We start from the raw sequence: 25,293 nt of genomic DNA on the forward strand, positions 1-25,293 counted from the left end.
CCGGCTCAGAAGGGACGGGCCACGGACAGCACCCAGCGGGCCTCGTCCGTCGCGCGCTGATGGTCGCCGTCTTCGGCGATATAGAGTTCGCGCGCCCGGGTGTGGGGGCTCAGGTAGTCCAGGCCGAAGTCGAAGCCCCAGTGGCGATGCACCAGGCCGACGCCGTAGTCGCTGAAGTTGGCCTCGGAGAAATTGCGGATCTGCTGGTAGCCGGCGTGCAGCTTGAGGCTGGTGCGCGGGGTCAGCTCGTAGCGATAGTCCAGGTCGTAGAGCAGGCTGCCGCGGGAGTTGTGCTCGCCCTTGGCATAGCACTCCAGGCCCTTGGTGGGATCGGGGTTGAATTGCAGTTGGGCGCCGCAGACGCCGGCGGTGTTGGCGCCGCGATAGTTTTCCGAGAGCACGTTGAGGATGCGCCCCTGCAGTGCGCCGTAGCCGATCTCCAGCACGGCGAACTGGCTGTTGTAGTTGGTGCTCCGAAAGCCATCGGGGGCGCCGGTCTCCGGATCGATGCGGCTGGGCGCCTTGAAGTGGGCACCGGGAAAGAATTCCCCGGCCAGACCGACGCCGAAGTGCCAGGCCTCCGGATCGCCGAAGCGGTAGCCGCCGGCCAGCAGGACGTTGGCGCCATCGCCGTCGAGGAACTGCTTCTTGCTCACGCTGCCGATTTCCGCCAGGCCGATCAGGCCGCTTTCATGGGCGAATTCCACGGTGACCTTGGCCCCCGGCCGATTGAGCGAATCCGAGATGCTGCGGTTGCGCACGTCCGAGAGTAGGCGCGGGGTGATGGTCAGGGCATAGCTGGCCAGGTCGTCGTCGGCCTGGACCGCGCTGCCGAGAACGCTCAGGCACAGCAGGGCCGCCGCCTGGGTGCGGTGAAGAATCCGGTTCATGGGGTCGCTCCTTGCGGTGGCTTAGCTGCAGTGCGGGGTGGCGGGGAGGGTGCTCAGGGGGGTGAGCTGTTCGGTCTTGCCGAGCACCTCGGTGCCGACATAGGCGCGGATGTTGAGGTCGTCGCCCTTGCGGCGGACGTAGCCCTTGTACTTCTTGCCATCGCGCGGATCGAACACCCAGCCGTCGCGCCAGGTGCCGCCGTCGTCGCGACTCATCTGGAAGATGCGGGTGCCGCAGGTGTCATGGGCATTGCCGGCGTCCTTGTCCCAGACGATGGTGCCGCACAGGGCACCGGCGTTGTCGGCGCAGGGCATGACCCTGACCGCGGCGCCCTGGTCGGCGGTCAGCCAGAGGCCCTGGACCGGCGCCGCGTCGGCGGCCAGCGCGGGGGCGAGGGGGAGCGCCAACAGGGCGGCGGCGAGCGCGAGGGGTGTTTTCATGGAGGAGACTCCTGCTGATTGTTGTGGTTGTGGCTGGAGGCAGTAAGGCAACGCTGTTGCTGATATGATAGTTATCGCTACACGATAGTTATAACTATCATTTTACTGCCCATCAAGGGTTTTTTCGTCTAGCCGAGAGCTTTTTCATGGTCGCCAAAGAGTCCGCTCCATCCTCCCGCGCCACGCCCAAGGCCCGCCCCAGCCAGCAGCGGGCGGCGGAAACCTATGAACGCATCCTGGCGGCGGCGGCGGAGGTGCTCTGTCAGGTCGGCATCGAGCGGCTGTCGACCAATCTGGTCTGCGACTGCGCCGGGCTGACCCCGCCGGCGCTCTACCGCTACTTTCCCAACAAGTACGCCCTGCTGGAGGAACTGGGTCGGCGTCTGCTGGAAAAGCAGAATGCGCAGATAGACGGGCGGATCAATGCCGAGCTGCTGGCCGGTCCTTTGGAGCGGGTGGAAGACGTCTTGACCGGGCTTTTGCTGGATACCTACCGGGTCACGGCCGAGACCGCCGGTGGCATGTGGATCCTCAAGGCGCTGCGCGCGGTGCCCTCGCTGGAGCACGTGCGCCTCGATTCGCACCGCCGGGTGGCGGCGCAGCAGACCGAGCTGCTGGTGCTGCTGCTACCCGGCGTGCCACCGGCCGCCGTCTCCCACGTCGCGCGGATCGTGGTCGAGCTGATCCACTCCACCGTGGAGCTGCTGTTCGATGAAGAGCTGCCGACGGAAAGCACCTGCCGCACCGTCGCAGCCATGCTCAGCGGTCATCTGGGGCGCCTGCGCGACGGCTGAAGGGGGAAGCGCTCCGGCGCACGGTTGCCGGAGCGTTCAGCGGCTAATGCCCTGGCGGCTGCCCGCGGCCGCCAGGGCTGGTGCGTCAGCCGGCGAGATAGGCGTCGGTGGCTTCCAGGCTCGCATAGGCGAAGGCCAGCGCCGCCATCAGCGCGGCGTGCACCTGGGCCGCCGGCACCCGGACCCCGTTGAATTCCAGATCCAGGGTGGCGCAGGCGTCATGGATCACGGTCACGGCATAGCCCAGATCGGCCGCGGCGCGAACGCCGGCATCGATGCACATATGGCTCATGGCCCCCACCACCACCAGTGACTCGATACCGCGCTGGTCCAGCAGTTGTTTCAGGTTGGTTTCGCGAAAGGCGTTGGGATAGTGCTTCACCACCACCGGCTCGCCGGCTTGGGGCACAACGGCGGCCTGGATCGCGACGCCGTCGCTGCCGGGCACGAAGATCGGCGCCTCGGTGCTCAGCGATTGATGCTGCACATGGATCACCGGGACGCCCTGGTCACGGGCGTGGGCGATGATCCGCGCGGCATTGGCGACGGCGGCTTCGATGCCCGTCAGCGGCAGTTTGCCGGTGGGCAGGTATTCGTTCTGCAGATCGATGACGACGACGGCGTGCTTGCTCATATCCAGCCTCTCGGAAGATGCTTCGGGTTTTGGGTCCGGCCATGATTGGCCAACCGCGCCTGCCGGCGAAGGGGCGTGACCGACAACTTCAGGGGCGCCAGCGACACATGCACGATCAACCACCGATCGAACTCGGCCTGCTGCTCTATCCCGGCGTGCAACAGGCGACGGTGCACGGCCTCACCGATCTGTTCGAGATCGCCGGGCGCCTTACCGGGACCGCGGAGGATGGCGAGCGCCCGCGGCTGCGGGTCAGCCACTGGCGACTGGAGGAGGGCGAGGCGCTGCCCAGGCGGGTCTACGATTCCCTGCCTGGAGCAGATGGCGCGCCCCAGGTGCTGATCCTGCCGCCCAGTCTGGCCGAGCCGATTTCACCCGCCGCCGCCGCGCCCTATCGTGACTGGTTGCGCCAGCAGCATGGCGAGGGCGTGCGCCTGGCCTCGATCTGCGCCGGTGCCTTCCTGCTGGCGGAAACCGGTCTGCTCGACGGCCGCACCGCCACCACCCACTGGCTGCATGTTGAGCGCTTCGCCACCCGTTTCCCCCGCGTGAGTCTGGACGCCGACCAGTTGCTCATCGATGGCGAGGACGTGGTCACCGCCGGTGGTCTCATGGCTTGGACCGATCTCGGTTTGCGCCTGGTCGATCGCTACCTGGGCGCCAAGCGCATGCTCGACACTGCGCGGACCTTGGTCATCGACCCGCCTGGCCGACAGCAGCGCTACTACAGCGCCTTCTCGCCGCGTCTGAACCACGGCGACAGCGCCATCCTCGCCGTGCAGGAATGGCTGCAGGCGACCGGCGCCCAGGACCTCGCTCTGGACACCCTGGCCCAACGCGCCGGACTGGAACCGCGCACCTTTCTGCGCCGCTTTCGCCAGGCCACCGGCATGACCACCACCGCCTACGGCCAGCAACTGCGCGTCGGCCGTGCCCGGGAGTTGCTGCAGGCCAGCCGCCTGCCCCTGGAACGGGTCGCCTGGGAGGTCGGCTACAGCGATCCGGGCGCCTTCCGCAAGGTCTTTACCCGCTTGGTGGGGCTGAGTCCGGGGGATTACCGGCGGCGGTTCGGGGGGGGATCGCCAGGTCGCTGAAGCCCAACTCGGCGCGTCAGTGCCCGGCGGAAAGCCCCCGTCGATCCGCTACACCAGCGGCTCGGCGATCCGCTCCAGCAATTCGGGTCCATCGTTCTTCACGCTGCCCACGGCCTTGCCCACCGGGTACCAGTCGAAGGCGTCCACGGGCGTGCCCTCGACCGCGCCGATCTCGCTGGCGCGTTCCAGGGACAGTTCGGGGTCCAGCCATTCGCGGGCTGCGGCTGGGGGCAGGACCAGCGGGCGGCGGTCGTGGATGTCGACCATGCCGGCGTCGGAGGCAGCCGTGATGATGACGAAGCCGTCATCGTCCTGGGGTGCCTGGTCGGCCGGGCGGAAGTGGCCGATGGCGGCGAAGAACAGCGGCTCGCCGGATTTCAGCCTGATGAAGTAGGGCTGCTTGAGCTTGGGATCGGCGGGATCCTTCTGCCATTCGTACCAGCCATCGGCGATCACCAGAGCACGGCCTCTCTGCCAGAGGCCGCGAAACATCCGGCTGGTAGCCGCCGTCTCGACACGCGCGTTGATCACCGGCGGCCGCTTGGCCTGGCGGGCCCAGGCGGGCTGGTAGCCCCAGCGCACCGGATCCAGGTGCAGGCCATCGGCCTGCTGGTGGAGCAGGTGAACCCGGGTGCCGGGCGCCACGTTGTAGCGACCCAGGGCGCGGGGTTCCAGGCCGGTGCGAACGTCCGAGACGCCGGCGCCCAGGGCGTCCAGGTAGTCGAGGGCATAGCGGTACTGGGCGAAACGGCCACACATGGGATGCTCCTGGGCGAGGGAGACGCAGGTTGAAATGCCCCCGCATCTCTATCTTGGACCACGCCCCACGCCCGAAGTACCTGGCGCTCAGGCCTTGGGCGCCGCCGTCTCGCGTCGGGCCAGCCCTCGGTCATGTAGCACCATACCCACGACCATGGCCGTGACGAAGCCATAGACCTTGGCGATACCTAGCCCCAGGCCTGCTAGTGCGGGCCCGGGGCATAGCCCGGCCAGCCCCCAGCCGAGGCCGAAGAGCGCGGCGCCCAGTATCAGGCGGTGATCAACGGGCGTGGTCGCTGGCAGGTGGAACTGGCGGTCGAGCAGGGGGCGCGCCAGTCGACGCTGCAACTGGACCGCCGGCATGGCCACCAGCAGGGCGCCGCCCAGGACGAACAGCAGGCTGGCGTCCCAGTGGCCGCTGGCGAGATCGAGAAAGCCCAGGACCCGGGCGGGATCGAGCATGCCGGACAGGGCCAGGCCGCTGCCGAAGAGCAGCCCGGCCAGCAGGGTGATGACCAGCCGCCAGGAGCTCATCGCAGCAGCCCCAGCAGGGTGGCCGTGGCCAGGCCACAGGCCAGGAAGACGGCGGTGGCGGCCAGTGAACGGCGTGAGCCTCTGGCCACGCCGAGGATGCCGTGGCCAGAGGTACAGCCCGAGCCGAGGCGTGTGCCGAAACCTACCAACAGCCCGGCCAGCAGCACTGTCGGCCAGGTCGCGTTCACGGTCGGCTGGGGGAGGTCGTGCAGACCGCGCACCAGCAGCGGACCCAGGGCCAGGCCCAGCACGAAGACCAAGGCAGTAGGCACCTGCTGCGCGCCCAGTAGCCGACCGAAGATTCCGCTGATGCCGGCGATCCGGCCATTGACCAGCAACAGCAGGCTGACCGCCACACCCAGCAGCAGGCCGCCCGCCAGGGCAGGGAGATAGACGGTGAAGGTCATGCTGGTGCGTCCTCCGCTTGGCAGAAGATCTGGTAGAGCGCCTGCAGCAGCTGAGCGGCCTTGTCTTCGGTGAGGCGGTAGAAGATCTGCTTGGCCTCGCGCCGCGTGGTGACCAGGCCGGCTTCGCGCAACACGCCGAGTTGCTGGGATAGGGTGGGCTGGTGGATGTCCAGGCGGGCTTCCAGTTCGCCGACCGCGTACTCGCCTTCAGCGAGGGCGCAGGCCAGCAGCAGGCGAACCGGATGGGCCAGGGTCTTGAGCAGGGCGGCCACCTCTCGGGCGCGGACCTGCATGTCCTGGGGAGATAAGGTTGGCGAAGTGGAGATGGTGGTCATGGCTGCACCAGAGGTTTTAATATGTAATTAAATATAATGTATATTGATGGAGGCGCAAGACTTTTCGATGGACAGCGGAGGCGGATACCACACGCATGGCCAATCCCCATGCCCGGGAGCCGGGCGCCTCGTCGTGAACACTGCTGCAGACCACCTAGCGACTACGAATCAGACACAGGACGACAGCCTGCGTATCACCCATGGCCCTTTGTCCGGATAATGGCGGCCACTCTGTCTCCAAACCGGAATGCTGTGCATGGAAATCAAGGTCAATTTTCTCGACAACCTGAGGCTCGAGGCCAAGTTCGACGACTTCTCGGTGATCGCCGATCAGCCCATCCGCTACAAGGGTGACGGCTCGGCCCCCGGGCCCTTCGACTATTTCCTGGCGTCCTCGGCGCTCTGCGCGGCCTATTTCGTCAAGCTCTATTGCCAGACCCGCGACATCCCCACCGACAACATCCGCCTGGCCCAAAGCAACATCGTCGACCCGGAGAATCGCTACAAGCAGACCTTCAAGATCCAGGTGGAGCTGCCCGCCGACCTGTCCGACAAGGACCGCCAGGGCATCCTCAGATCCATCGATCGCTGCACGGTGAAGAAGGCGGTGCAGGCCGGTCCAGACTTCATCATCGAGGCGGTGGAAAGCCTCGACGCCGATGCCCAGGCCCTGCTGCTGCCCAGCGATACCACCCGCCAGACCTACATTCCCGGCAAGGACCGGCCGCTGGAAGAGACCATCGCCAAGCTCTCCGGCATCCTCGCCGAGCTGGGCATGAAGGTGGAGATCGCCTCCTGGCGCAACATCGTGCCCAACGTCTGGTCGCTGCACCTGCGCGATGTCCAGTCGGCGCTGTGCTTCACCAATGGCAAGGGCGCGACCAAGGAAGCGGCCCTGGCCTCGGCGCTGGGCGAATTCATCGAACGCCTCAACTGCAACTTCTTCTACAACGACCAGTACTGGGGCGAGGCCATCGGCAACGCCGCCTTCGTCCATCATCCCGCCGAGCGCTGGTTCCAGCCGGGGCCCAAGGACGCGCTGCCCCGGGAGATCCTCGACCGCTACTGCCGCAAGCTCTACGACCCGGAAGGCGAATTGCGCGCCTCGCACCTGCACGACACCAACTCCGGCAACGTGGCGCGCGGCATCTGCGCGCTGCCCTTCGTGCGCCAGTCCGACGGCGAGGTGGTGTATTTCCCCTCCAATCTGATCGAGAACCTCTACCTCAGCAACGGCATGAGCGCGGGCAACACCCTGGCCGAAGCCCAGGTGCAGTGCCTGTCGGAAATCTTCGAGCGGGCGGTGAAGCGCGAGATCCTCGAAGGAGAGCTGGCGCTGCCGGATGTGCCTGACGAGGTATTGGCCCGCTATCCCGCCATCGTCGAGGGCATCCGCGGCCTGGAAGCCCAGGGCTTTCCGGTGCTGGTCAAGGACGCCTCCCTGGGTGGCGAATTCCCGGTGATGTGCGTGACCCTGATGAATCCGCGCACCGGCGGGGTGTTCGCCTCCTTCGGCGCCCACCCGCGCCTGGAGATCGCCCTGGAGCGCAGCCTCACCGAGTTGCTGCAGGGTCGCAGCTTCGAAGGCCTCAACGACCTGCCGCAGCCGACCTTCGAAAGCCAGGCGCTAATGGAGCCGAACAACTTCGTCGAGCACTTCATCGACTCCAGCGGCCTGGTCTCCTGGCGCTTCTTCAGCGCCAAGGCCGACCACGAGTTCGTCGACTGGGACTTCTCCAGCGAGGGCGAAGACGCCACCGCCCAGGAGGCCGCCACCCTGTTCGGCATCCTCGCCGAGCGGGACCTGGAAGCCTACATGGCGGTGTACGAGGAACTGGGCGCGCCGGCCTGTCGCATCCTGGTGCCGGGCTATTCGGAGATCTATCCGGTCGAGGACCTGATCTGGGACAACACCAACAAGGCCCTGCCGGTGCGCGCGGACATCCTCAATCTGCACCGCCTGGACGATGCGGCCCTGGAATCCCTGCTCGAACGCCTGGACGACACCCAGGTGGACGACTACACCCGCATCGCCACCCTGATCGGCGTCGAATTCGACGAGAACACCGTCTGGGGCCAGTTGACCCTGCTGGAACTCAAGCTGCTCATCCACCTGGCCCTGCAGCAATTCGAAGAGGCCAAGGAAGAGGTCGAGACCTTCCTGCAGTTCAACGACAACACCCTGGAGCGCGGTCTGTTCTACCAGGCGCTCAATGCGGTGCTGGAAGTCGAGCTGGACGACGAACTGGAGCTGGCCGACTTCGAGGTCAACTTCCGGCGCATGTTCGGCAACGAACGGCTGGACGCCGCCCTCGGTTCAGTCTCGGGTGAGGTGCGCTTCCACGGCCTGACGCCCACCAGCCTCAAGCTGGAAGGCATCGACAAGCACCTGCGGCTGATCGACAGCTATCGCAAGCTGCACGCGGCGCGGGCCCGGGCGGCCAGCATCGCGCTCTGAGGTAGCGCCCCGCCCCTAGCGGGGCGGGGCCTTCCCGGCGGTCAGCAGACCGCGATATGGGAATCCGCGCGCGGCTCGGTGCCGCCGCAGAGCACGCCGGTCTGCGGATCGCGGACGATGATCTGGCCGCGACCGAAGTCGGTGGAGTCGTGGGCGATCTCGATCTGGTGACCGCGCCGCGCCAGGCCACTGGCCAGGGCGCGGGAAGCCGCCTGCTCGATGCCGACCTTCATCTCCCCCAGCCATTGCCAGCGCGGCGCATCCAGCGCCGCCTGGGGATTCAGGCCGAAGTCCACCAGATTCATCACCATCTGCACATGGCCCTGGGGCTGCATGTAGCCGCCCATGACGCCGAAGGGCCCGATGGGTACGTCGCCCCGGGTCAGGAAGCCCGGGATGATGGTGTGGAAGGTCTGCTTGCCCGGCGCTAGGGCGTTGGAATGCGCGGCATCCAGGCTGAATTCCGAACCGCGATTCTGCAGGCCGATGCCGCTGTCGGGCAGCACCACGCCGGAGCCGAAGCCGTGGTAGGCGCTCTGGATGAAGGACACCATGTTGCCCTCGCCATCGGCGGTGGCGATGTAGACGGTGCCGCTGGCCTGGGGATCGCCGTGCAGCGGCGGCTGGGCCTGGTCGGTGATCTCGGCGCGACGGCGCTCGGCATAGGCGTCGTCCAGCAGGACGCTGGCGGCGACCCTCATGTGCTCGGGATCGGTGATGTAGTGCAGGCCGTCGGCATAGGCCTTCTTCATGGCCTCCAGCTGGCGGTGCCAGGTGAGCTGGCTGTCGCGCTGGTCGAAGTCATAGCCCTTGAGGATGTTCAGGGTCATGAGGGCGATCAGGCCCTGGCCGCTCGGCGGGATCTCCCACACCTGGTAACCCCGGTAGTCGACCTTGATCGGCTCGACCCAGCGCGGTTGGTAGCCGGCCAGGTCCGCTGCGGTCAGGTGGCCGCCACTGGCGGCGGCATGCGCGGCCAGCCGCTGGGCGAGGGCGCCGCGGTAGAAACTTTCGCACTGGGTCTGGGCCAGTTCCTCCAGGGTGCGCGCCTGGGCCGGATTGCGAAACAGCTGGCCGGCGACGGGGGCTTTACCGTCGATGAGAAAGGTGTCGAACCAGGCGGCAAGCTCAGGCGCCTGGTCCCGGCTGGCCTGGTACTCGGCCTGGGCGATGCGCCACTGGTGGGCGACCACCGGCGAGACCGGAAAGCCATCGCGGGCCAGGGCGATGGCGGGTTCGAACAGGGTGGCGAAGGGCAGCTTGCCGAAGCGCCGCGACAACTCGGCCCAGGCCGCCGGACAGCCCGGCACCGTGACCGGCAGCCAGCCGTGCACCGGCATGCGTTGGTGGCCGGCGGCCTTGACCGTGGCGATGTCGAGGCTGGCCGGGGCATGACCACTGGCATCCAGGCCGTGCAGCCGGTCCTTGACCCAGACCAGGGCGAAGGCGTCGCCGCCGATGGCATTGCCGGTGGGTTCCACCACGGTCAGGGCCGCGGCGGTGGCGATGGCCGCGTCGATGGCGTTGCCGCCCTGGCGCAGCATGGCGATGCCGGCCTCGGCGGCCAGCGGCTGGGAGGTGGCGACCATGCCATTGCGCGCGAAGACGCTCTGGCGTTGCGAGGCATAGGGGTAGTCGTGGGCGGAGAAATTCAGCATGGCAGGCTCTTCGGGGTCATTGTCCGGTCTTGATGCGGGTCCACTCGCGCGTCATCAGCCGCTGAATCTGCGGGGGCAGATCGGCGGAGACGTAGAGGCGCTCGGCGATGGCCTCGCTCGGGTAGATGCCCGGGTTGTCGCGCACCTTGGCATCGAGCAGGGCGGTGGCGTCGCGGTTGGGATTGGCGTAGCCGACATAGTCGCTGACCGGGGCGATCACTTCGGGGCGCAGCAGGTAGTCGATCAGCGCCAGGGCGCCTTGGGGATTCTTGGCGTCCTTGGGAATGGCCAGCATGTCGAACCAGAGGTTGGCGCCTTCCCTGGGGATCACGTAGCGCACGTCGCTGGCCTTGCCCGCTTCCCTTGCGCGGCTCTGGGCCTGCATGACATCGCCCGAATAGCCCATGGCCACGCAGACGTCGCCGTTGGCCAGGTCGGTGATGTACTTGCTGGAGCTGAAATAGGTCACCGATGGCTTGAGCTGCTGCAGCAGCGCGGAGGTCTTGTGGTAGTCCTCGGGATTCTGGCTATTGGGGTCCAGGCCCAGGTAGTGCAAGGTTTGGGCGAAGACCTTTTGCGGCGCATCGAGCAGCGCCACGCCGCAGCCCTTGAGCTTGGCCAAATTCTCCGGCTTGAACAGCAGATCCCAGGAATCCACCGGGGCGGCATCGCCCAGGGCGGCGCGAACCTTGGCCGCGTTGTAGCCGATACCCACGGTGCCCCAGAGGTAGGGCACAGCGTAGCGATTGCCGGGATCGGCCGCTTCCAGGCGCTGCATGAGCCGTGGATTCAAATGCTGCCAGTTGGGCAGCCGGCTGCGATCCAGCGGCTGGTAGGCGCCCGCCTTGATCTGCTTGGTGAGGAACTGGTTGGACGGCACCACCAGGTCATAGCCGGAGTGGCCGGACAGCAGCTTGGCTTCGAGCATCTCGTTGGTGTCGAAAACGTCGTAGCGCACCTGGACGCCGCTGGTCTGGGTGAACTGCTTGAGGGTGTCCGGACCGATGTAGTCCGACCAGTTGTAGAAGCGCACCTCGGACTCGGCGGCCTGGGCCAGGGGCGCCAGGCAGAGGGCGAGGGCGGCCAGCAGGGGGCGAACGGCCATTGGGGTCTCCAATCTAGAGCACGCGACTGAGGAATTCGCGGGTGCGCGGATGGGTGGGATTGCCGAACACCTGGGCGGGCGGGCCTTCCTCGATCAGTTCGCCCTGGTGCAGCACCACCACGCGATCGGCCACCTCGCGGGCGAAGCCCATCTCGTGGGTCACCACCACCATGGTCATGCCGTCCTCGGCCAGTTCCTTCATCACCTGCAGCACCTCGCCGACGGTTTCCGGGTCGAGGGCGCTGGTGGGCTCGTCGAACAGCATGGCCTGGGGCTTCATGGCCAGGGCGCGGGCGATGGCCACGCGCTGCTGCTGGCCGCCGGAGAGTTGCGCCGGATAGTGGTCGGCCTTGTCGGACAGTCGCACCCGGGCGAGCAGGGCGCGGGCCTGCTCCACGGCGGCGGCGCGCGCCACGCCGAGCACCTGGATGGGCGCCTCGATGATGTTTTCCAGCACTGTCATGTGCGGGAACAGATTGAACCTCTGGAACACCATGCCGATGTCGCGGCGGCGACGGGCGATGTTGCGCTCGGAGTCCCTGACCCTCGATCCATCGGGACGCTCGCGAAAGCCCATCAGCTCGCCGTTGACGCGGATGGTGCCGCCCTGGATGTCTTCCAGGTGGTTGAGGCAGCGGATGAAGGTGGTCTTGCCGGAGCCGGAGGCGCCGATCAGCACCACCACCTCGCCACGGCGGACCTCCAGGGACACGCCCTTGAGGATGTCCAGCTCGCCGAAGGCCTTGTGCACCTCCAGCGCCTGGATCACGGGTTCTTGCGTGGTCGTCATGGCTAGCGTCCCCGTAGCTTGAAGCCCTGCAGGCTGAACAGCCGGCCGGTGGCGGTGGGTCGGTGACCGTCGGCCTTGCCGAAGCGCCGCTCCAGCCAGGCCTGGAAGAAGCCCCAGAGGGTGGTCAGGACCAGGAAATAGATGGCCACCACCAGGTACAGCTCGAAGACGCGAAAGGTCGCCGAGGTGATCATCTGGGTACTGAGCAGCAGCTCCTGCACCCCGATGACGCTGACCAGGGTGGTGTTCTTGAGCATCACGTTGAACTCGTTGCCGAGCGGCGGAATGATCACCCGCAGCGCCTGGGGCAGCACGATGCGCCGCATCAGCTTGGCCGGCGTCATGCCCAGGGAGCGCGCCGCCTCGTACTGGCCGCGATCCACCGCACCGATGCCGGCGCGGATGATCTCGGCCATGTAGGCGCCTTCGTTGAGACCCAGGGCGATGATGGCCGCCTGGATGTTGCCCGGGATCACCAGGAAGCCCAGGTCCAGGTCCTCGAAGCGGAAGATGCCGCCGGCCGCCAGGGCGGTGTAGAGGAAGACGATCTGCACCAGCAGCGGCGTGCCGCGCATCAGCCAGACATAGCAGCGCACCGGGTATTGCAGCGCCCGGTAGCGCGACAGTCGTGCCAGCGCCGCCAGGAGGCCGAGCGCGCAGCCCAGCAGCATGGCGCCGACGGCGATGACGCAGGTCAGCCCGAGGCCGTAGAGGTAGACGTCGCTCGGGTGCAGCAGGTACTGCCAGAACACATCCCAGCTGAAGTTCATCGTGACCGTCCCTTAATCGAGCTTGTCGCCTTCCAGGTGCCACTTGGCCATGAGGGTGGCGTAGCTGCCATCGGCCTTCATGTCGGCGAGGATCTGGGTGAGGGCGGTGCTGAGCTGGCTGTCGTCCTTGCGCACGCCGATCCCGGTGAGGATGCGGGCGAAGGCCGGCACGCCGGTCTCGAACTGGCCGGGCGCCACGCCCTGGTAGTAGGCGGCGGTTTCCACCGTGGTGCCGTAGGCGTCGGTCTGGCCCAGGCGCAGGGCCTGGAAGGCGTCGGTGTCGCTGTTGTAGGCCACCAGCTTCATGGGCGCCTTGCCGGCCTTCTTCAATTCCTCGTTGTGGGCGTCGAGCAGGGTGCGGATGGTGGAGCCATTGAGCACCGCCACCTTCTTGCCGGCGAGGTCGTCCAGGGTATGGATGCCGGCCTTGTTGCCGGCCGGCACCACCACCGCCTGGCTGGAGTACATGTAGTTGACGATGTCGATCACCTGGCGGCGCTCGGGCTTGTCGAACAGCTGGTCGATCAGCAGGTCGCACTGGCCGGCCAGCAGCGCCGGGATCAGGCCCGAGAAGGGCACCACGCGCCAGTCGACCTTCTTGTCGCCGAGGCGCTTGGCGATCTCGGCGCCGAGGTCGACGGTGAGGCCCTTGGGCTTCTGGGCTTCGTCGAAGAAGCCGATCGGCGGGGTATCGAGGGCGCCGCAATAGGTGATCTTGGAGGCCTTGGCCAGGCGCTCGGGGATCTGGGGAGCGGCCTGGGTGAAGCCGGCAGCGAGGGTCAGGGCGAGCAGACTGCAGGAAAGCCGGTGGCGGGTCATGGTCTTCTCCGGAAGGACGGGGGTGGGCAGGGCGGATGGCTCAGCGCGGGGGCGCAGGTCGGGTCTGGTCGCCCGATCGTTCGATGAAGGTCAGCAGGTCGGGCACCGTGCCCTCGATGTGCTCGCGCAGCACCCGCTCGGCCTCGGCGGCATCGCCGGCGCGCAGGGCGGCGAGGATGGGCGCGTGCTCGTCGCGGGCCGACTGGGGCCGGTCGGCGTGCAGCCAGAGCTGCATGTGCGGCTCGATCAGGGCATAGAGGCCGTTGATCTGGCGCAGCAGCCGCGGCCGGCCGGCCAGGCTGCACAGGTATTCGTGGAAGGCGCGGTGCTGGGCGACCCAGGCGCCGGGCTCCTGCTCGTCGTCCAGGTCTTCCAGCAGGCGTTCCAGGCGCGTCATCTCGCGGGGACCGACATGGGGCGTGGCCAGGCGGATGGCCAGGCCTTCGAGGGCGCTGCGCATCTCGAACACCTCGCGCATGTCGTCCAGGTCCAGGCCGCTGACCACCGCGCCGCGGTGCGGCCGGAGGATCACCAGGCCTTCGGCGGCGAGGCGTTGGAAGGCGCTGCGCACCGGCATGCGACTCATGCCCAGGGTGGTGGCGATGTCCTCGGCGATCAGCCGCTCGCCATTGCGATAGTGCCCGGCGCAGATGGCCTGCAGCAGATGGCGATAGGCCTCTTCTTCGGCGCTCAGGGCGGTGGGGCGGGACAGGGCGGAGAGCGGCATGGACTGGCTTCCTGGATTTTTGTATCCAATCTGCCAAGGCAAAGCCCATGCCAGGGAGTCCAATGCCCGCCAGCGCTGGGCTGCGGCGCAGAGCGGCCCGGCGCCGGCGTTACCTTTTGCACCAGCCTGGGTCGCAGCAGTGGCCGCTCTGCTACCTCAGGACCCGAAACGGGGCGGTGTCAGTCCAGCAACTGGCCATCGGCGGCGAAGAAGGGGTAGGGCCCCGGATAGTTGCCCAGCGGCAGATGGTGGGTCACCAGGGCCTCGTCCGCCCAGCGATGCAGCAGCAGGCCCGGCGGCTCTAGGCGGAAGCGCGATGGCGCCGCCGCGCGCAGGTCCAGGTCGACCTGGTGCGACACGCCGGGACAGACGCAGGCCAGGGTGCCGCCGAAACGGCGCTGGATCAGCCGGTGCAGATGACCGCAAAGCAGCCGCTCCACCTGGGGATGGCGGCGGATCACGGCTTCCAGCTCGGCGCCGCCGTCCAGGCCGATGCGATCCATATGGCCGATGCCGACCGGGAACGGCGGATGATGCAGGAGCACCAGAGTCGGCTGGTCGGGTGCCCGGCCGAGCTGGTCGTCGAGCCAGGCCAGTTGCGCCGCGTCGAGCCGGCCACCGTGCTCGCCGGGGATATGGGTATCCAGGCCGATCAGCCGCAGCGGGCCGCAGTCCTGCTGCCAGTCCAGGGTGCCCTGGGCCGGCAGATAGGGGTGATCGGCGAAGGCGGCGCGCAGGGCGGCGCGGTCGTCGTGATTGCCGGGGATGACGAAGAAGGGCATGGCAAGTTCAGCCAGGACCTCGCGCAGGGTGGCGTATTCCTCCGGGGTGCCGAAGTCCACCAGGTCGCCGGTGATGACCAGGGCATCCGGGCGCGGTTGCAGGGCGTTGAGGCGGTCCACCGCCAGGCGCAGGGCGCCGAGGGTATCGACCACCCCGTAGGACAGCCGGCCGCCGGCCTTGATGTGCAGGTCGCTGAGCTGGGCCAGCAGGAAGGGCGCGTGCATGGGGTCTCCTAGGAAGCCAGGGTGAAGAGGGCGTCGGGTCGCACGTTCAGGTGCAGCAGGTCGCCCGGTTGCGCCTGCAGGGGCTGGGCGGTGTCGACCAGCAGCGGCTGGCCGGTGCCCACCTCCACCAGCAGCCGCGAATGGGCGCCCTGGAAGAATTGCCCGACCAGGATGCCGGTGAGGTGCGCGGGCGTCGTGCTCGGCTCCAGGTGCTCCGGGCGACAGAACAGGGTGCTGGCTGCGCCGGTCCAGGGCAGCCGCCCGCCAGCCACCGCCACCTCGGCGCCGCTCTGGCCGCGCACCTCGAAGCGGTTGAGCTGGCCGACGAAACCGGCGACGAAGCGACTGGCCGGGCGCTGGTAGATCTGCGTCGGGGTGCCGATCTGGGCGATGCGGCCTTCGCCCATCACCACGATGCGATCGCCTAGGGCCAGGGCTTCCTGCTGGTCGTGGGTGACGTAGACGGCGGTAGTGCCGAGTTCGCGCAGCAGCGCGCCGATGTCGGCCCGCAACTGCTCGCGCAGCTGGGCGTCCAGCGCCGCCAGGGGTTCGTCGAACAGCAGCACCCGGGGGCGCGGCGCCAGGGCCCGGGCCAGGGCCACGCGCTGGCGCTGGCCGCCGGACAGCTGCTGGATGCGCCGCTCGGCCAGGGGCTCCAGGTGCATCATGGCCAGCAGCTCGGCGACCCGGGCATCGCGCTCGGCGCGCGGCAGGCCACGGATCTTCAGGCCGTAGGCGATGTTGCCGGCCACGTCCAGGTTGGGAAACAGGGCGTAGTTCTGGAACACCATGCCGACGTCGCGCCGCTCGATGGGCAGGCCGGTGACGTCGCGGTCGTCGAACAGCACCTGGCCACCGGCATCGGGCTGCTCCAGGCCGGCGATCAGCCGCAGGGTGGTGGTCTTGCCACAGCCGGACGGTCCGAGAAACACCAGGGTCTCGCCCGGGTGGATGTCGAGGTCCAGGGGCTGCAGTACCTGGCGGCCTCCGGCAAAGGTCTTGGCGCAGTGGCGCAGGCGGACGGCGGTACCTTGGGTCATCGCAGGGCTCCACGGGAGAGGCGGGCGCTGAGGGCCTGGAGGGCGACCAGCAGCGGCACGATTAGCAAGAGGAAGATCAGGGTGTAGGCGGAACCCACCTCCAGCCGCGCCGAGGCGTAGCTGTCGGCCAGGCCCACCGGCAGGGTCTTGGTCAGGGGCGTGTGCAGCATCCAGGTGAGGTTGAATTCACCCAGCGACAGGGTGATCACCATGAGGCTGCCGGCGAGGATGCCGGCGCGGGCATTGGGCACCACCACGCCGAAGAAGCGTCGCCAGGGACCGGCGCCGAGACTGGCGGCGGCTTCCTCCAGCAGCGGCAGTTGGCTGCGTCTGAGCACCGCCATCACCGGGCGGATCAGGAAGGGCAGGGTGAACAGCAGGTGACCCACTAGGATGATCGCCGGGCTGCGGCGAAAGCCGCCGAGATGGCCGTAGGTCAGCAGCAGCGCCAGCGCCGAGGCGAAGCCGGGCATGGCCACCGGCAACACCAGCAATTCCTCGAAGGCGCGGGCGAAGCGGTTGTCCAGCCGGACCAGGGCATAGGCCGCCGGGACGCCGAGTACGACTGCGAGCACCGCCGTGCCCAGCGCCAGTTGCAGCGACAGCCAGACGGTGGGCGCATAGGCCTGCCAGACCTGCAGCACCCAGTCGAGGGTGAGGCCGCTGGCGAGGCCCTGGAAGTAGTTGCGGGTGAGGCCGGCCAGTACCGAGAGCAGCACCGGCACCAGCAGGAAGGCCGCCACCAGCAGAGTGAACAGCAGTTGCAGCCAGAAGCGCAGGGGTCGATTCATCGCAGGTCTCCCTGGACGCCGCCGAGGCGCCGCGCCAGCAGCAGGACCAGCCAGGTGACGAGGCCGAGCACCACCGAGAGCGCCGCGGCCACGCCGAAGTTGGCGAAGTTGGTGAAGGTGTCGTAGATGGCGATGGGCGTCACCGCCAGCCGCGTGCCGAGGGTGAAGGCGGTGCCGAAGGCGCCCATGGCGGTGGCGAAGCACAGGGCGCCGCTGGACAGCAGCGCCGGGGTCAGGCCCGGGATCAGCACGTCGCGTACCACGGCGAAGAGGCCGGCGCCCAGGGAGCGGGCGGCTTCTTCCAGGCTGGTGTCTAGGGTCTCGCAGGCCGCCATCACCGTGAGGATCACCCGCGGGATGGAGAAATAGAGATAGCCGAGAAACAGCCCGAACAGCGAATAGGCGAACACCCAGGGCTCGCCGAACAGGCTGCGGCCGAGACCGGCGAACAGGCCCTGACGGCCACCCAGCAGGATGATCAGAAAGCCCACCACCACGCCCGGAAAGGCCAGCGGAAAGGTCAGCAGGGCCACCAGCAGGCTGCGTCCGACAAAGGCATGCCGCGCCAGGAAGCAGCCGGCGATGCCGGCCACCAGCAGGGTGGCCAGGGTGGTGACGGCGGCCAGGGCCACCGTCTGGGCGAGTCCGGACAGATAGCCGGCGCTGGTCAGCACCTGCCAGTAACCGGAGCTGCCGGCGGCGTCCGGGCGGGCGCCGAGCACCAGCAGCTGCGCCAGTGGCAGCAGCCAGAAGGCCAGCAGGAAGGCGCTCGCCGGTGCCAGGGCGACGAGCACCGGCCAGGGCAGCCGACGCGGCACCCGGCAGCGCCCAAGGGAAACGGCGAGGCCCTGCATCTCAGCGCACCTCGGCCTGATAACGCTTGGCGAAGGCTTCCTGGACCGCCGCCATGTGACCGTAGTCGACGGTGCCGGCGCGGGCATAGTCGGCGTCGGGCAGGAAGCGCGCCTTCACCTCGGCCGGCAGCGGCACGTCCCGCACCGGGCGCAGATAGGCCTGGGCCCAGAGCGCCTGGCCCTTGTCCGACAGCACGTAGTCCAGCACCTTCTCGCCATTGGCGCGGTGCGGTGCGCCCTTCACCAGGCTCATGGTGTAGGGCACCGTCAGGCTGCCTTCCTGGGGAATGACGAAGGCCACCGGGGCGTTGTCCTTGTAGCGGGCGCGGTAGGCGTTGAAGTCGTAGTCGACCAGGATCGGGATCTCGCCGGAGAGCAGGCGCGCATAGGCGGTCTGCTTGGGCACGATGGGATCGTTGGCGGCCAGCTTCTTGAAGAAGGCCATGGCCGGGCCGAAGTCGTCGAGGTTGCCGCCCAGGGCCTGGTTGAGCGCCACCGCGGTGACGTAGCCGACAAAGGCGCTGGACGGATCCAGGTAGCCCACCAGGCCGCGGTACTCGGGCTTGAGCAGATCGGCCCAGCGCTGCGGCACCGGCTTGCCGCCCAGGGCCTGGGTGTTGACCATGAAGCCGAGGGTGCCGGAATGGATGGCGGTCCATTCACCCTTGGGGTCCTTGAGGCCGGCCGGGACCTGGTCCCAGTGCTTGGGCTGGTAGGGCTGCAGCACCCCGGCCTTGTCGGCCTGGATGCCAAAGGTCACCCCGTAGTAGACGACGTCGGCTACCGGGGCTTCGCGTTCGGCCACCAGCTGGGCCAGCGACTGGCCGGAATTCTTGTTGTCCTGAGGCACCTGGATACCGGTGTCGGCGGCGATGGCCTTGAGCTGGTCACCCCAGTCCGCCCATTCCAGCGGGCAGTTGTAGCAGATGGCGGTTTCGGCGGCCTGGGCGCTGGCCAGGCCACAGGCCAGGACCACGCCGGCCAGGAGGCGACGCACGGGGAAGAGTGATTTCATCGGTAGGGCTCCTTCAAGGGGCCGGCACTGGTGCCGGGACGGACGAGGCAGGGCAGACACTGCTGGTGGGTGGCACTGCCGGCGATCAGCGCCAGCAATTCGGTGACGAGCACGGCGCCCAGGCTCTGCAAGGGCTGCATGACGCTGCACAGGCTGGGTTCCAGGCGGGCGCCCATGGCGATGCCGTCGAAGCCCACCACCGAAAGGTCGGCGGGCACGGGCACCCCGTGGCGCTGCAGTTCGGCGATGACGCTGATGGCCAGCAGATCGTTGGTGCAGAGCAGGGCGGTCGGGGCGTGGCGCTCCAGCAGCGGCGCCAGCTCCGCCCAGTCGGCGTCGGTGTGGCTGGCCAGTTCCAGGCGCGGCAGCGTCGGCAGGGCGGCGGCGGCCATGGCCTGGCAATAGCCGGCGAACCGGCGCTCGCTGCGATCCGATTGCTGGGCCGGCCCCGAGACCAGGGCGATGCGGCGGTGTCCCAGGCCGAGCAGGTGCTCCGTGGCCATGGCCATGCCCTGGCGGTTGTCCACCGCCACCGCCGCATAGGGGCGCTGGGGTTCGTGATAGGCCAGGATGAAAGGCGTCTGCTCCTGGCTCAGCTCGGCCAGCACCTCGCTGCGGTCGGCATCGGCCACCGTCAGCACCAGGCCGGCGACGCGCTGGCGCAGCAGTTCCTCCACCACCGCCGCCTCGCGCTCGGGCTGGTAGTCGGTGGTGGCGATCACCAGCGAATAGCCCTGGCTGCGCGCGGTGCGCTCCATGGCGTGCAACTGTTCGGCGAACACCGGGTTGAGCAGGCTGGGCACCACCACGCCGATCAGCCGGGTGCTCTGCTGGCGCAGCTGGCGGCCCAGCAGGTTGGGGCGGAAATTGAGACTGCGCGCGGCGTCCAGCACCCGCTGCCGGGTGCTCTCGCGCACCTGTTCGGGGGTGGCGAAGGCGCGGGCCGCGGTGGCCCGGGAGACTCCCGCCTGTTGCGCTACCTGTTTCAGATCGGTCATGCCGGCCTCGTTTGAGATCGATCTCATTGGGGGCAGACAATGCCGACGGCAGATGTCGGGACGATGACAGCGAGATGAAGCTTCTGCTCTGGCGCCGGGGCGCCGGTAGGTCCTCCGGCGCGCAGGGCAGCAGGCGAGGGCGGGGCCGGGGCGGGATATACCTTGGTATAGCCAAACGTCCATCGTTTCGATGGCTGGGACGGGGTGGCGCGCCTAGATTAGCCCGGTGTCCGAATCCTGCGCGGCAGGGCTGGCCACTCTCCCAAGGTCCCCATTCAAAGAGGTACGCCATGAAGACCCTTCCTGGCCTCTACACCCCCGCCGTGGCGCCGCGCTCGCTGCGGCAACGTCCCACCTCCCTGTGGGCCGATGCCCTTTGCCTCGCCCTCGGGCTGATCGCCCTGGCATTGATCTGGCATGGCGTCGCCGAGATGCGCGCGCCCCTGGCCGTGCTCGACGCCGATCCCATGACCCTGGACCTGGCGCGGCTGCCCGAGTACGCCCTGCGTACCACCCTGCGCATGTTCATCGCCCTGGGCGCCTCGCTGCTGTTCACCTTTGTCTTCGCCACCCTGGCGGCCAAGAGTCGCAAGGCGGAGCTGCTGATCCTGCCGGCCATCGACATCCTGCAGTCGGTGCCCATTCTCGGCTTCCTGACCTTTACCGTCAGTTTCTTCCTGGGGCTCTTTCCCGGTCGCCAGCTGGGCGCCGAGTGCGCGGCCATCTTCGCCATCTTCACCAGCCAGGCCTGGAACATGGCGTTCGGCTTCTACCAGTCGCTGCGCACCGTGCCCGAGGACCTGCAGCAGGTGAGTCGCCAGTTCGGCCTGTCGCCCTGGCGGCGGTTCTTTCGTCTCGAGCTGCCGTTCGCCATTCCCGGCCTGGTGTGGAACACCATGATGTCCATGTCCGGCGGCTGGTTCTTCGTGGTGGCCTCGGAAGCCATCACCGTGGGCGACAACACCATCAACCTGCCCGGCATCGGCTCCTGGCTGGCGCTGGCCATAGCCCGGCAGGACATCGCCGCCATCGGCTGGGCGGTGCTGGCCATGGGGCTGGTGATCCTGGTCTACGACCAGCTGTTCTTCCGCCCGGTGGTGGCCTGGGCCGATCGCTTCCGCGTCGAGCAGACCGCCAGCCAGCAGGTGCCGCGCTCCTGGGTCTACGACCTGGTCCGGCGCGCGCGCCTGGGGCGCATGCTGGGCGGCTTCGGCAGCTTCTGCACCCAGCTCGCCACCCCGCGGATCCGCCGCGCCTGGCCGCACTGGCACCTGGCGCCGCAAAGCCGCGCCTGGCTGCAGCGCGGGCTGGACGTGCTCTGGTACGGCGCGCTGCTGGTGGTGCTGCCCTATGGCGTCTATGCGCTGTACCGCTTCATCGCCGCCGACGTCTACTGGGTGGAAGCGGTCGCGGTGCTCGGGCTGGGGCTGTTGACCATGGCCCGGGTGCTGCTGCTGATCGCCGTCGCCAGCCTGATCTGGGTGCCCATCGGCGTCTGGATCGGCCTGCGCCCGGGCTGGTCGCAGCGCCTGCAGGCGGTGGCCCAGTTCCTCGCCGCCTTTCCGGCCAACGTGCTGTTCCCGGTGGCGGTGGTGGGCATCGTCAGCTTCCACCTCGATCCGGACATCTGGCTGTCGCCGCTGATGGTGCTGGGCACCCAGTGGTACATCCTGTTCAACGTCATCGCCGGCGCCAGCGTGCTGCCCAACGATCTGCGCGAAGCGGCCCGGCTGTTCGGTCTCAAGCGCTGGCAGTGGTGGCGGCAGCTGGCCCTGCCGGCGATCTTTCCCTACTACGTCACCGGCGCCCTGACCGCCGCGGGCGGCTCCTGGAACGCCAGCATCGTCGCCGAGGTGGTGAGCTGGGGCAACGAACGCCTGCAGGCCCATGGCCTGGGTGCCTACATCGCGCAGATGACCACCGCCGGCGACTTCCCCCGGGTCGCTCTGGGCATCGTGGTGATGTCGATCTTCGTACTTGGTTTCAACCGGCTGCTCTGGCGGCCCCTGTATGCCTATGCCGAACGGCGCCTACGGCTCGACTAAGAGCCTGTTCAAAGGCTGCTGCGCGTCGGCCGAACTGCGTTGGAAATGGCTTCGGAATGCTCATTTACCGCTCGTAAACTCCGCTTCCTCAGCCATTTCCGCCTTGTCTGTCTCTAGCTCGCTAGCCTTTAAACAGGCTCCAGAGGAGAACCGCCATGAACCTGACCACCCTGAACCAGCGTCCCCTCATCGACGTCCAGAACGTCCGCCAGCTGTACGGCAACGCCGGTGGCCCGGCCCGGGTCGTGCTGGACGAAGTCTCCCTGACCCTGCACGAAAACGAGATCGTCGGCCTGCTGGGGCGCTCCGGCTCCGGCAAGTCGACCCTGCTCAGGTCCATCGCCGGCCTGCTCACCCCCAGTGGCGGCAGCGTCGATTTTCCGCCCAAGGACGACGGCCAGCGCGCCCGGGTCAGCATGGTGTTCCAGAGCTTCGCGCTGTTTCCCTGGCTGACCGTGCTGCAGAACGTCGAGATCGGCCTGGAGGCCCTGCACGTACCGCTGGACGAGCGCCGTCGCCGCGCCCTGGCCGCCATCGACCTGATCGGCCTGGACGGCTTCGAGAGCGCCTATCCCAAGGAACTCTCCGGCGGCATGCGCCAGCGCGTCGGCCTGGCCCGTGCCCTTGTGGTGCACCCGGACGTGCTGCTGATGGACGAACCCTTCTCGGCGCTGGACGTGCTCACCGCCGAGACCCTGCGCACCGACCTGCTCGACCTCTGGGTCGAGGGGCGCATGCCGATCCGCTCGATCCTCATGGTCACCCACAACATCGCTGAGGCGGTGCTGCTCTGCGACCGGGTGCTGATCTTTTCCAGCAATCCCGGGCGCGTCGCCAGCGAGATCCGCATCGACCTGCCGCAGCCGCGCAATCGCCACGATCCGGCCTTTCGCGAATTGGTGGAGGAGATCTATGTGCGCATGACCGGCGAGACCACCCCGGCGCCCCACGACGCAGGGGTGCCTGGCAATGGCCTGGGCATGCGGCTGCCGACGGTATCGACCAACGCCCTGGCCGGCCTGCTGGAGGCGGTCCAGGCCGCACCCTACGACGGTCGCGCCGACCTGCCGGAACTGGCCGGCGGGCTGGGCTATGCGCTGGACGAGCTGTTTCCCCTGGCCGAGGTGCTGCAGCTGCTGCGCCTGGCGGTTCTCGAAGGCGGCGATCTGCGCCTGCTGCCGGCCGGGCGCGCCTACGTCGAGGCGGGGGTGGACGTGCGCAAGCAGTTGTTCGCCCGCCAGTTGCTCAACTTCGTGCCGCTGGTGGCCCATATCCGCCGGGTGCTGGACGATCGCCAGGGCCACACGGCGCCGGCGCGGCGCTTCCGCGACGAGCTGGAGGACTTCATGGACGAAGCCGACGCCGCCCGTACCCTCGGCAGCGCCATCCAGTGGGGGCGCTATGGTGAGCTCTTCGCCTATGATCAAGCCGCCGATATGTTCAGCCTGGAAAATCCAGGTTAAACACTTCCCGCTCTAGGACGTCTACGCGACTACGAAAGAGAAACTGGCCATGGATCGACGACCCTTCGCCACCACCACCCACTGGCTGCGGCTAGGGGGCCTCTGCGCCCTGGCGCTGGGCATCGCCCTGCTGGACACCTTCACCGACCGGGAGATCGCCATCGGCGTCTTCCAGGTGGTGGTGGTGCTCCTGGCGGCCGGCTTCCTGTCGGCGCGCGGGGTCACGATCACCGCGCTGGGCTGCACGCTGCTGGTGCTCTGCAGCTATGTCGCCACCCGCAGCGGCGACCAGGAGGCCGGGCTGGTCAACTGCATCATCAGCCTGCTGGCCATCGTCGCGGTGGCCGCCCTGTCGCTGCGCCTGGAGGCCGCCAAGCGCGCCGCCGATGCGGCCCGGACGCGCCTGGTCCAGGCCGGGCGCCTGAGCCAGCTGGGTGAACTGGCCGCGTCCATCGCCCATGAAGTGAACCAGCCGCTCACCGCCATCGCCGCCAGTGGCAACGCCTGCCAGCGCTGGTTGAGCAATGAGCCGCCGCAGGTGGAGCGTGCCGTGCAGGCGGCGCAACGGGTCATCGACGACGCCCACCGCGCCAGCGCGGTGATCGCCCGGGTGCGCAGCCTGGTGCGCCAGGCGCAGGTGGCCAAGGATTGGCTCAATGTCGCCGATACCGTGGAGAAGGTGCTGGATTTCGTCCGCGCCGAATTGAACCAGCGCCAGGTCGCCGTGGAGGTGCGCCTGCAGGAGGGCCTGCCGCCGCTGCTGGCCGACGAAAGCCAGCTGCAGCAGGTCATCCTCAATCTGCTGCTCAACGCCCTGGATGCCCTCGAAGGGATACCGCCCGAGCACCGGCGGGTGGTCATCCAGGTGGGGCAGGACACCGCCGGCGCCATCCGCCTCGGCGTGGAAGACAGTGGTCGCGGCTTGACGCCCATGGCGCGCGAGCAGATGTTCGAGGCCTTCTACACCACCAAGGAGCAGGGCATGGGCCTGGGCCTCGCGCTGAGTCGCTCCATCGTCGAAGCCCATGGCGGGCGGATCTGGGCCACCTCGCTGCCGGACGGCGGCACCGGGGTCTACTGCAGCCTGCCCAAGGATCCACAACCATGACCTCAGCGAGCATGACCGACCAAACTCAGCCCACTCTGGTCCACCTGGTGGACGACGACGCCTCGGTGCGCGCCGCCGTGGAAGACCTGCTGGCGTCCGTGGGGCTCGATACCCGCAGCTATGTCTCGGCCGCCGACTTTCTCGAGCGGGCCCGGCTGGACGCACCGGGCTGCCTGGTGCTGGACGTGCGCATGCCCGGCATGAACGGCCTGGATCTACAACAGGAGTTGCAGCGGCGTGGCCTGGCGCTGCCGATCATTTTCATCACCGGTCATGGCGACATCCCCATGTCGGTCCGGGCGATGAAGCAGGGTGCCCTGGAATTCCTCACCAAGCCGTTTCGTGACCAGGACCTGCTCGATGCCATCGACCAGGCCCTGCGCAATGCGCAGGAGGCCCATGCCCAGCGCCGCCAGCTGCACGAGTTGCAGACCCGACTCGATACCCTCAACGACGGCGAACGAGCGGTGCTGGCGCGGGTGGTGACCGGGCTGCTCAACAAGCAGATCGCCGTCCAGCTGGGGGTCAGCGAGATCACCGTCAAGGTGCGTCGCGCCGCTCTGATGCGCAAGCTGCAGGCCGGTTCCCTGGCGGAACTGGTCAAGATGGTCGAGCGGCTGGAAGCGTCGCGCGGCTAGGCCTTTCCTGTCGGGCGTACAGCCGCTTGACAGACTCCGTAGCCTGGTTGTCGCGCCAATCACTTGCGCGCTAAAGAAAGGTAATAGTCAGTCGATATGCGCTCTAGAGGATCGCCTTT

The 25,293-nt window shown here is 68.1% G+C and carries 26 protein-coding genes; 7 read left to right on the forward strand and 19 right to left on the reverse strand.

The window, feature by feature from the left end; translation table 11 throughout:
• Window positions 1–5 precede the first annotated feature (5 nt).
• A complete protein-coding gene (locus CFE50_RS04585; RefSeq protein WP_027599631.1) occupies window positions 6–890 on the reverse strand; it encodes a TorF family putative porin in 885 nt (294 codons plus the stop codon).
• 21 nt (window positions 891–911) lie between these two features.
• Complete coding sequence (locus CFE50_RS04590; protein ID WP_241809114.1) at window positions 912–1,331, reverse strand: DUF2147 domain-containing protein; 420 nt, start codon at window positions 1,329–1,331, stop codon at window positions 912–914.
• A 146-nt stretch (window positions 1,332–1,477) separates the two neighbouring features.
• Between CFE50_RS04590 and CFE50_RS04595 the strand changes: the two genes are divergently transcribed.
• Window positions 1,478–2,125, forward strand: a complete 648-nt coding sequence (locus CFE50_RS04595; RefSeq protein ID WP_286731617.1) for a TetR/AcrR family transcriptional regulator — start codon at window positions 1,478–1,480, stop codon at window positions 2,123–2,125.
• Window positions 2,126–2,210: 85 nt separating this feature from the next.
• On the opposite strand, the gene CFE50_RS04600 is transcribed toward CFE50_RS04595, so the two are convergent.
• On the reverse strand, window positions 2,211–2,759 hold the full coding sequence (locus tag CFE50_RS04600; protein ID WP_286731619.1) for a cysteine hydrolase family protein: 549 nt from the start codon (window positions 2,757–2,759) through the stop codon (window positions 2,211–2,213).
• 107 nt (window positions 2,760–2,866) lie between these two features.
• Here CFE50_RS04600 and CFE50_RS04605 point away from each other — a divergent pair, with 107 nt between their 5' ends.
• Complete coding sequence (locus CFE50_RS04605) at window positions 2,867–3,853, forward strand: GlxA family transcriptional regulator (RefSeq protein ID WP_241809119.1); 987 nt, start codon at window positions 2,867–2,869, stop codon at window positions 3,851–3,853.
• A gap of 48 nt (window positions 3,854–3,901) precedes the next feature.
• On the opposite strand, the gene CFE50_RS04610 is transcribed toward CFE50_RS04605, so the two are convergent.
• The 4 genes from CFE50_RS04610 to bigR form a co-directional block, all read right to left on the reverse strand.
• Entirely contained in the window at window positions 3,902–4,612 is a 711-nt protein-coding gene (locus tag CFE50_RS04610) for an SOS response-associated peptidase family protein (RefSeq protein ID WP_241809120.1), read from the reverse strand.
• Window positions 4,613–4,699: 87 nt separating this feature from the next.
• Window positions 4,700–5,146 carry a YeeE/YedE family protein gene (locus CFE50_RS04615; RefSeq protein ID WP_286731622.1) on the reverse strand — a complete coding sequence of 149 codons (447 nt, stop codon included), beginning with the start codon at window positions 5,144–5,146 and terminating at the stop codon, window positions 4,700–4,702.
• Complete coding sequence (locus tag CFE50_RS04620; protein ID WP_241809122.1) at window positions 5,143–5,553, reverse strand: YeeE/YedE family protein; 411 nt, start codon at window positions 5,551–5,553, stop codon at window positions 5,143–5,145. Before CFE50_RS04620 ends, CFE50_RS04615 begins: the two co-directional genes overlap by 4 nt.
• A complete protein-coding gene (gene bigR / locus CFE50_RS04625; protein ID WP_502694676.1) occupies window positions 5,550–5,888 on the reverse strand; it encodes a sulfite-sensing transcriptional repressor BigR in 339 nt (112 codons plus the stop codon). The genes CFE50_RS04620 and bigR overlap by 4 nt, the downstream gene beginning before the upstream one ends.
• 256 nt (window positions 5,889–6,144) lie before the next feature.
• Between bigR and CFE50_RS04630 the strand changes: the two genes are divergently transcribed.
• The gene (locus CFE50_RS04630; RefSeq protein WP_286731624.1) at window positions 6,145–8,346 is read left to right on the forward strand and encodes an OsmC domain/YcaO domain-containing protein; all 2,202 of its coding nucleotides are present in this window, start codon (window positions 6,145–6,147) and stop codon (window positions 8,344–8,346) included.
• A gap of 41 nt (window positions 8,347–8,387) precedes the next feature.
• Here the strand turns inward: CFE50_RS04630 and CFE50_RS04635 are convergent, their stop codons facing one another.
• The 12 genes from CFE50_RS04635 to CFE50_RS04690 form a co-directional block, all read right to left on the reverse strand.
• Window positions 8,388–10,004 carry a gamma-glutamyltransferase family protein gene (locus CFE50_RS04635; RefSeq protein ID WP_286731626.1) on the reverse strand — a complete coding sequence of 539 codons (1,617 nt, stop codon included), beginning with the start codon at window positions 10,002–10,004 and terminating at the stop codon, window positions 8,388–8,390.
• Window positions 10,005–10,020: 16 nt separating this feature from the next.
• Complete coding sequence (locus CFE50_RS04640) at window positions 10,021–11,109, reverse strand: polyamine ABC transporter substrate-binding protein (protein WP_286731628.1); 1,089 nt, start codon at window positions 11,107–11,109, stop codon at window positions 10,021–10,023.
• Between the two features lie 13 nt (window positions 11,110–11,122).
• Window positions 11,123–11,899, reverse strand: coding sequence for an amino acid ABC transporter ATP-binding protein (locus CFE50_RS04645; protein WP_058790723.1), 777 nt, complete (start codon window positions 11,897–11,899; stop codon window positions 11,123–11,125).
• A 2-nt stretch (window positions 11,900–11,901) separates the two neighbouring features.
• Window positions 11,902–12,669, reverse strand: a complete 768-nt coding sequence (locus tag CFE50_RS04650; protein WP_133860810.1) for an amino acid ABC transporter permease — start codon at window positions 12,667–12,669, stop codon at window positions 11,902–11,904.
• 12 nt (window positions 12,670–12,681) lie between these two features.
• Window positions 12,682–13,488 carry an ABC transporter substrate-binding protein gene (locus CFE50_RS04655; RefSeq protein ID WP_286731632.1) on the reverse strand — a complete coding sequence of 269 codons (807 nt, stop codon included), beginning with the start codon at window positions 13,486–13,488 and terminating at the stop codon, window positions 12,682–12,684.
• Window positions 13,489–13,528: 40 nt separating this feature from the next.
• Window positions 13,529–14,215 (reverse strand): GntR family transcriptional regulator, encoded by a 687-nt coding sequence (locus CFE50_RS04660; protein ID WP_286731635.1) that lies wholly within the window; start codon window positions 14,213–14,215, stop codon window positions 13,529–13,531.
• Between the two features lie 179 nt (window positions 14,216–14,394).
• Window positions 14,395–15,222: a phosphodiesterase gene (locus CFE50_RS04665; protein ID WP_286731637.1), complete on the reverse strand. Its 828-nt coding sequence runs from the start codon at window positions 15,220–15,222 to the stop codon at window positions 14,395–14,397.
• 8 nt (window positions 15,223–15,230) lie between these two features.
• Entirely contained in the window at window positions 15,231–16,262 is a 1,032-nt protein-coding gene (locus CFE50_RS04670; protein WP_286731640.1) for an ABC transporter ATP-binding protein, read from the reverse strand.
• Window positions 16,259–17,053 (reverse strand): ABC transporter permease, encoded by a 795-nt coding sequence (locus tag CFE50_RS04675; RefSeq protein WP_108582672.1) that lies wholly within the window; start codon window positions 17,051–17,053, stop codon window positions 16,259–16,261. The genes CFE50_RS04670 and CFE50_RS04675 overlap by 4 nt, the downstream gene beginning before the upstream one ends.
• Window positions 17,050–17,907: an ABC transporter permease gene (locus tag CFE50_RS04680; RefSeq protein WP_286731647.1), complete on the reverse strand. Its 858-nt coding sequence runs from the start codon at window positions 17,905–17,907 to the stop codon at window positions 17,050–17,052. The genes CFE50_RS04675 and CFE50_RS04680 overlap by 4 nt, the downstream gene beginning before the upstream one ends.
• 1 nt (window position 17,908) lies before the next feature.
• Complete coding sequence (locus CFE50_RS04685; protein ID WP_286731650.1) at window positions 17,909–18,922, reverse strand: ABC transporter substrate-binding protein; 1,014 nt, start codon at window positions 18,920–18,922, stop codon at window positions 17,909–17,911.
• Window positions 18,919–19,920, reverse strand: a complete 1,002-nt coding sequence (locus CFE50_RS04690; protein ID WP_286731652.1) for a substrate-binding domain-containing protein — start codon at window positions 19,918–19,920, stop codon at window positions 18,919–18,921. Before CFE50_RS04690 ends, CFE50_RS04685 begins: the two co-directional genes overlap by 4 nt.
• 290 nt (window positions 19,921–20,210) lie before the next feature.
• Between CFE50_RS04690 and CFE50_RS04695 the strand changes: the two genes are divergently transcribed.
• The 4 genes from CFE50_RS04695 (at window position 20,211) to CFE50_RS04710 (ending at window position 25,174) form a co-directional block, all read left to right on the forward strand.
• Window positions 20,211–21,965 (forward strand): ABC transporter permease, encoded by a 1,755-nt coding sequence (locus CFE50_RS04695; RefSeq protein ID WP_286731654.1) that lies wholly within the window; start codon window positions 20,211–20,213, stop codon window positions 21,963–21,965.
• A 155-nt stretch (window positions 21,966–22,120) separates the two neighbouring features.
• Window positions 22,121–23,428 (forward strand): ABC transporter ATP-binding protein, encoded by a 1,308-nt coding sequence (locus tag CFE50_RS04700; protein WP_241810335.1) that lies wholly within the window; start codon window positions 22,121–22,123, stop codon window positions 23,426–23,428.
• A 49-nt stretch (window positions 23,429–23,477) separates the two neighbouring features.
• Entirely contained in the window at window positions 23,478–24,536 is a 1,059-nt protein-coding gene (locus CFE50_RS04705; RefSeq protein WP_286731656.1) for a sensor histidine kinase, read from the forward strand.
• Window positions 24,533–25,174 (forward strand): response regulator transcription factor, encoded by a 642-nt coding sequence (locus tag CFE50_RS04710; protein ID WP_286731657.1) that lies wholly within the window; start codon window positions 24,533–24,535, stop codon window positions 25,172–25,174. The genes CFE50_RS04705 and CFE50_RS04710 overlap by 4 nt, the downstream gene beginning before the upstream one ends.
• The last annotated feature ends 119 nt before the right edge of the window (window positions 25,175–25,293 follow it).

Source organism: Pseudomonas sp. PGPPP4 (assembly GCF_002256045.1).
GTDB classification, from domain to species: domain Bacteria; phylum Pseudomonadota; class Gammaproteobacteria; order Pseudomonadales; family Pseudomonadaceae; genus Chryseomonas; species Chryseomonas oryzihabitans.

Bases quoted from the DNA above. Each gene is read 5' to 3' on its own strand.
- CFE50_RS04605 (WP_241809119.1), top strand. From the start codon at position 2,867: ATGCACGATCAACCACCGATCGAACTCGGCCTGCTGCTCTATCCCGGC.
- CFE50_RS04665 (WP_286731637.1), bottom strand. From the start codon at position 15,222: ATGCACGCGCCCTTCCTGCTGGCCCAGCTCAGCGACCTGCACATCAAG.
- CFE50_RS04590 (WP_241809114.1), bottom strand. From the start codon at position 1,331: ATGAAAACACCCCTCGCGCTCGCCGCCGCCCTGTTGGCGCTCCCCCTC.
- CFE50_RS04675 (WP_108582672.1), bottom strand. From the start codon at position 17,053: ATGAATCGACCCCTGCGCTTCTGGCTGCAACTGCTGTTCACTCTGCTG.
- CFE50_RS04640 (WP_286731628.1), bottom strand. From the start codon at position 11,109: ATGGCCGTTCGCCCCCTGCTGGCCGCCCTCGCCCTCTGCCTGGCGCCC.
- CFE50_RS04650 (WP_133860810.1), bottom strand. From the start codon at position 12,669: ATGAACTTCAGCTGGGATGTGTTCTGGCAGTACCTGCTGCACCCGAGC.
- CFE50_RS04655 (WP_286731632.1), bottom strand. From the start codon at position 13,488: ATGACCCGCCACCGGCTTTCCTGCAGTCTGCTCGCCCTGACCCTCGCT.
- CFE50_RS04595 (WP_286731617.1), top strand. From the start codon at position 1,478: ATGGTCGCCAAAGAGTCCGCTCCATCCTCCCGCGCCACGCCCAAGGCC.
- CFE50_RS04700 (WP_241810335.1), top strand. From the start codon at position 22,121: ATGAACCTGACCACCCTGAACCAGCGTCCCCTCATCGACGTCCAGAAC.
- bigR (WP_502694676.1), bottom strand. From the start codon at position 5,888: ATGACCACCATCTCCACTTCGCCAACCTTATCTCCCCAGGACATGCAG.
- CFE50_RS04620 (WP_241809122.1), bottom strand. From the start codon at position 5,553: ATGACCTTCACCGTCTATCTCCCTGCCCTGGCGGGCGGCCTGCTGCTG.
- CFE50_RS04685 (WP_286731650.1), bottom strand. From the start codon at position 18,922: ATGAAATCACTCTTCCCCGTGCGTCGCCTCCTGGCCGGCGTGGTCCTG.
- CFE50_RS04630 (WP_286731624.1), top strand. From the start codon at position 6,145: ATGGAAATCAAGGTCAATTTTCTCGACAACCTGAGGCTCGAGGCCAAG.
- CFE50_RS04690 (WP_286731652.1), bottom strand. From the start codon at position 19,920: ATGACCGATCTGAAACAGGTAGCGCAACAGGCGGGAGTCTCCCGGGCC.
- CFE50_RS04705 (WP_286731656.1), top strand. From the start codon at position 23,478: ATGGATCGACGACCCTTCGCCACCACCACCCACTGGCTGCGGCTAGGG.
- CFE50_RS04670 (WP_286731640.1), bottom strand. From the start codon at position 16,262: ATGACCCAAGGTACCGCCGTCCGCCTGCGCCACTGCGCCAAGACCTTT.
- CFE50_RS04615 (WP_286731622.1), bottom strand. From the start codon at position 5,146: ATGAGCTCCTGGCGGCTGGTCATCACCCTGCTGGCCGGGCTGCTCTTC.
- CFE50_RS04680 (WP_286731647.1), bottom strand. From the start codon at position 17,907: ATGCAGGGCCTCGCCGTTTCCCTTGGGCGCTGCCGGGTGCCGCGTCGG.
- CFE50_RS04610 (WP_241809120.1), bottom strand. From the start codon at position 4,612: ATGTGTGGCCGTTTCGCCCAGTACCGCTATGCCCTCGACTACCTGGAC.
- CFE50_RS04710 (WP_286731657.1), top strand. From the start codon at position 24,533: ATGACCTCAGCGAGCATGACCGACCAAACTCAGCCCACTCTGGTCCAC.
- CFE50_RS04695 (WP_286731654.1), top strand. From the start codon at position 20,211: ATGAAGACCCTTCCTGGCCTCTACACCCCCGCCGTGGCGCCGCGCTCG.
- CFE50_RS04600 (WP_286731619.1), bottom strand. From the start codon at position 2,759: ATGAGCAAGCACGCCGTCGTCGTCATCGATCTGCAGAACGAATACCTG.
- CFE50_RS04635 (WP_286731626.1), bottom strand. From the start codon at position 10,004: ATGCTGAATTTCTCCGCCCACGACTACCCCTATGCCTCGCAACGCCAG.
- CFE50_RS04585 (WP_027599631.1), bottom strand. From the start codon at position 890: ATGAACCGGATTCTTCACCGCACCCAGGCGGCGGCCCTGCTGTGCCTG.
- CFE50_RS04660 (WP_286731635.1), bottom strand. From the start codon at position 14,215: ATGCCGCTCTCCGCCCTGTCCCGCCCCACCGCCCTGAGCGCCGAAGAA.
- CFE50_RS04645 (WP_058790723.1), bottom strand. From the start codon at position 11,899: ATGACGACCACGCAAGAACCCGTGATCCAGGCGCTGGAGGTGCACAAG.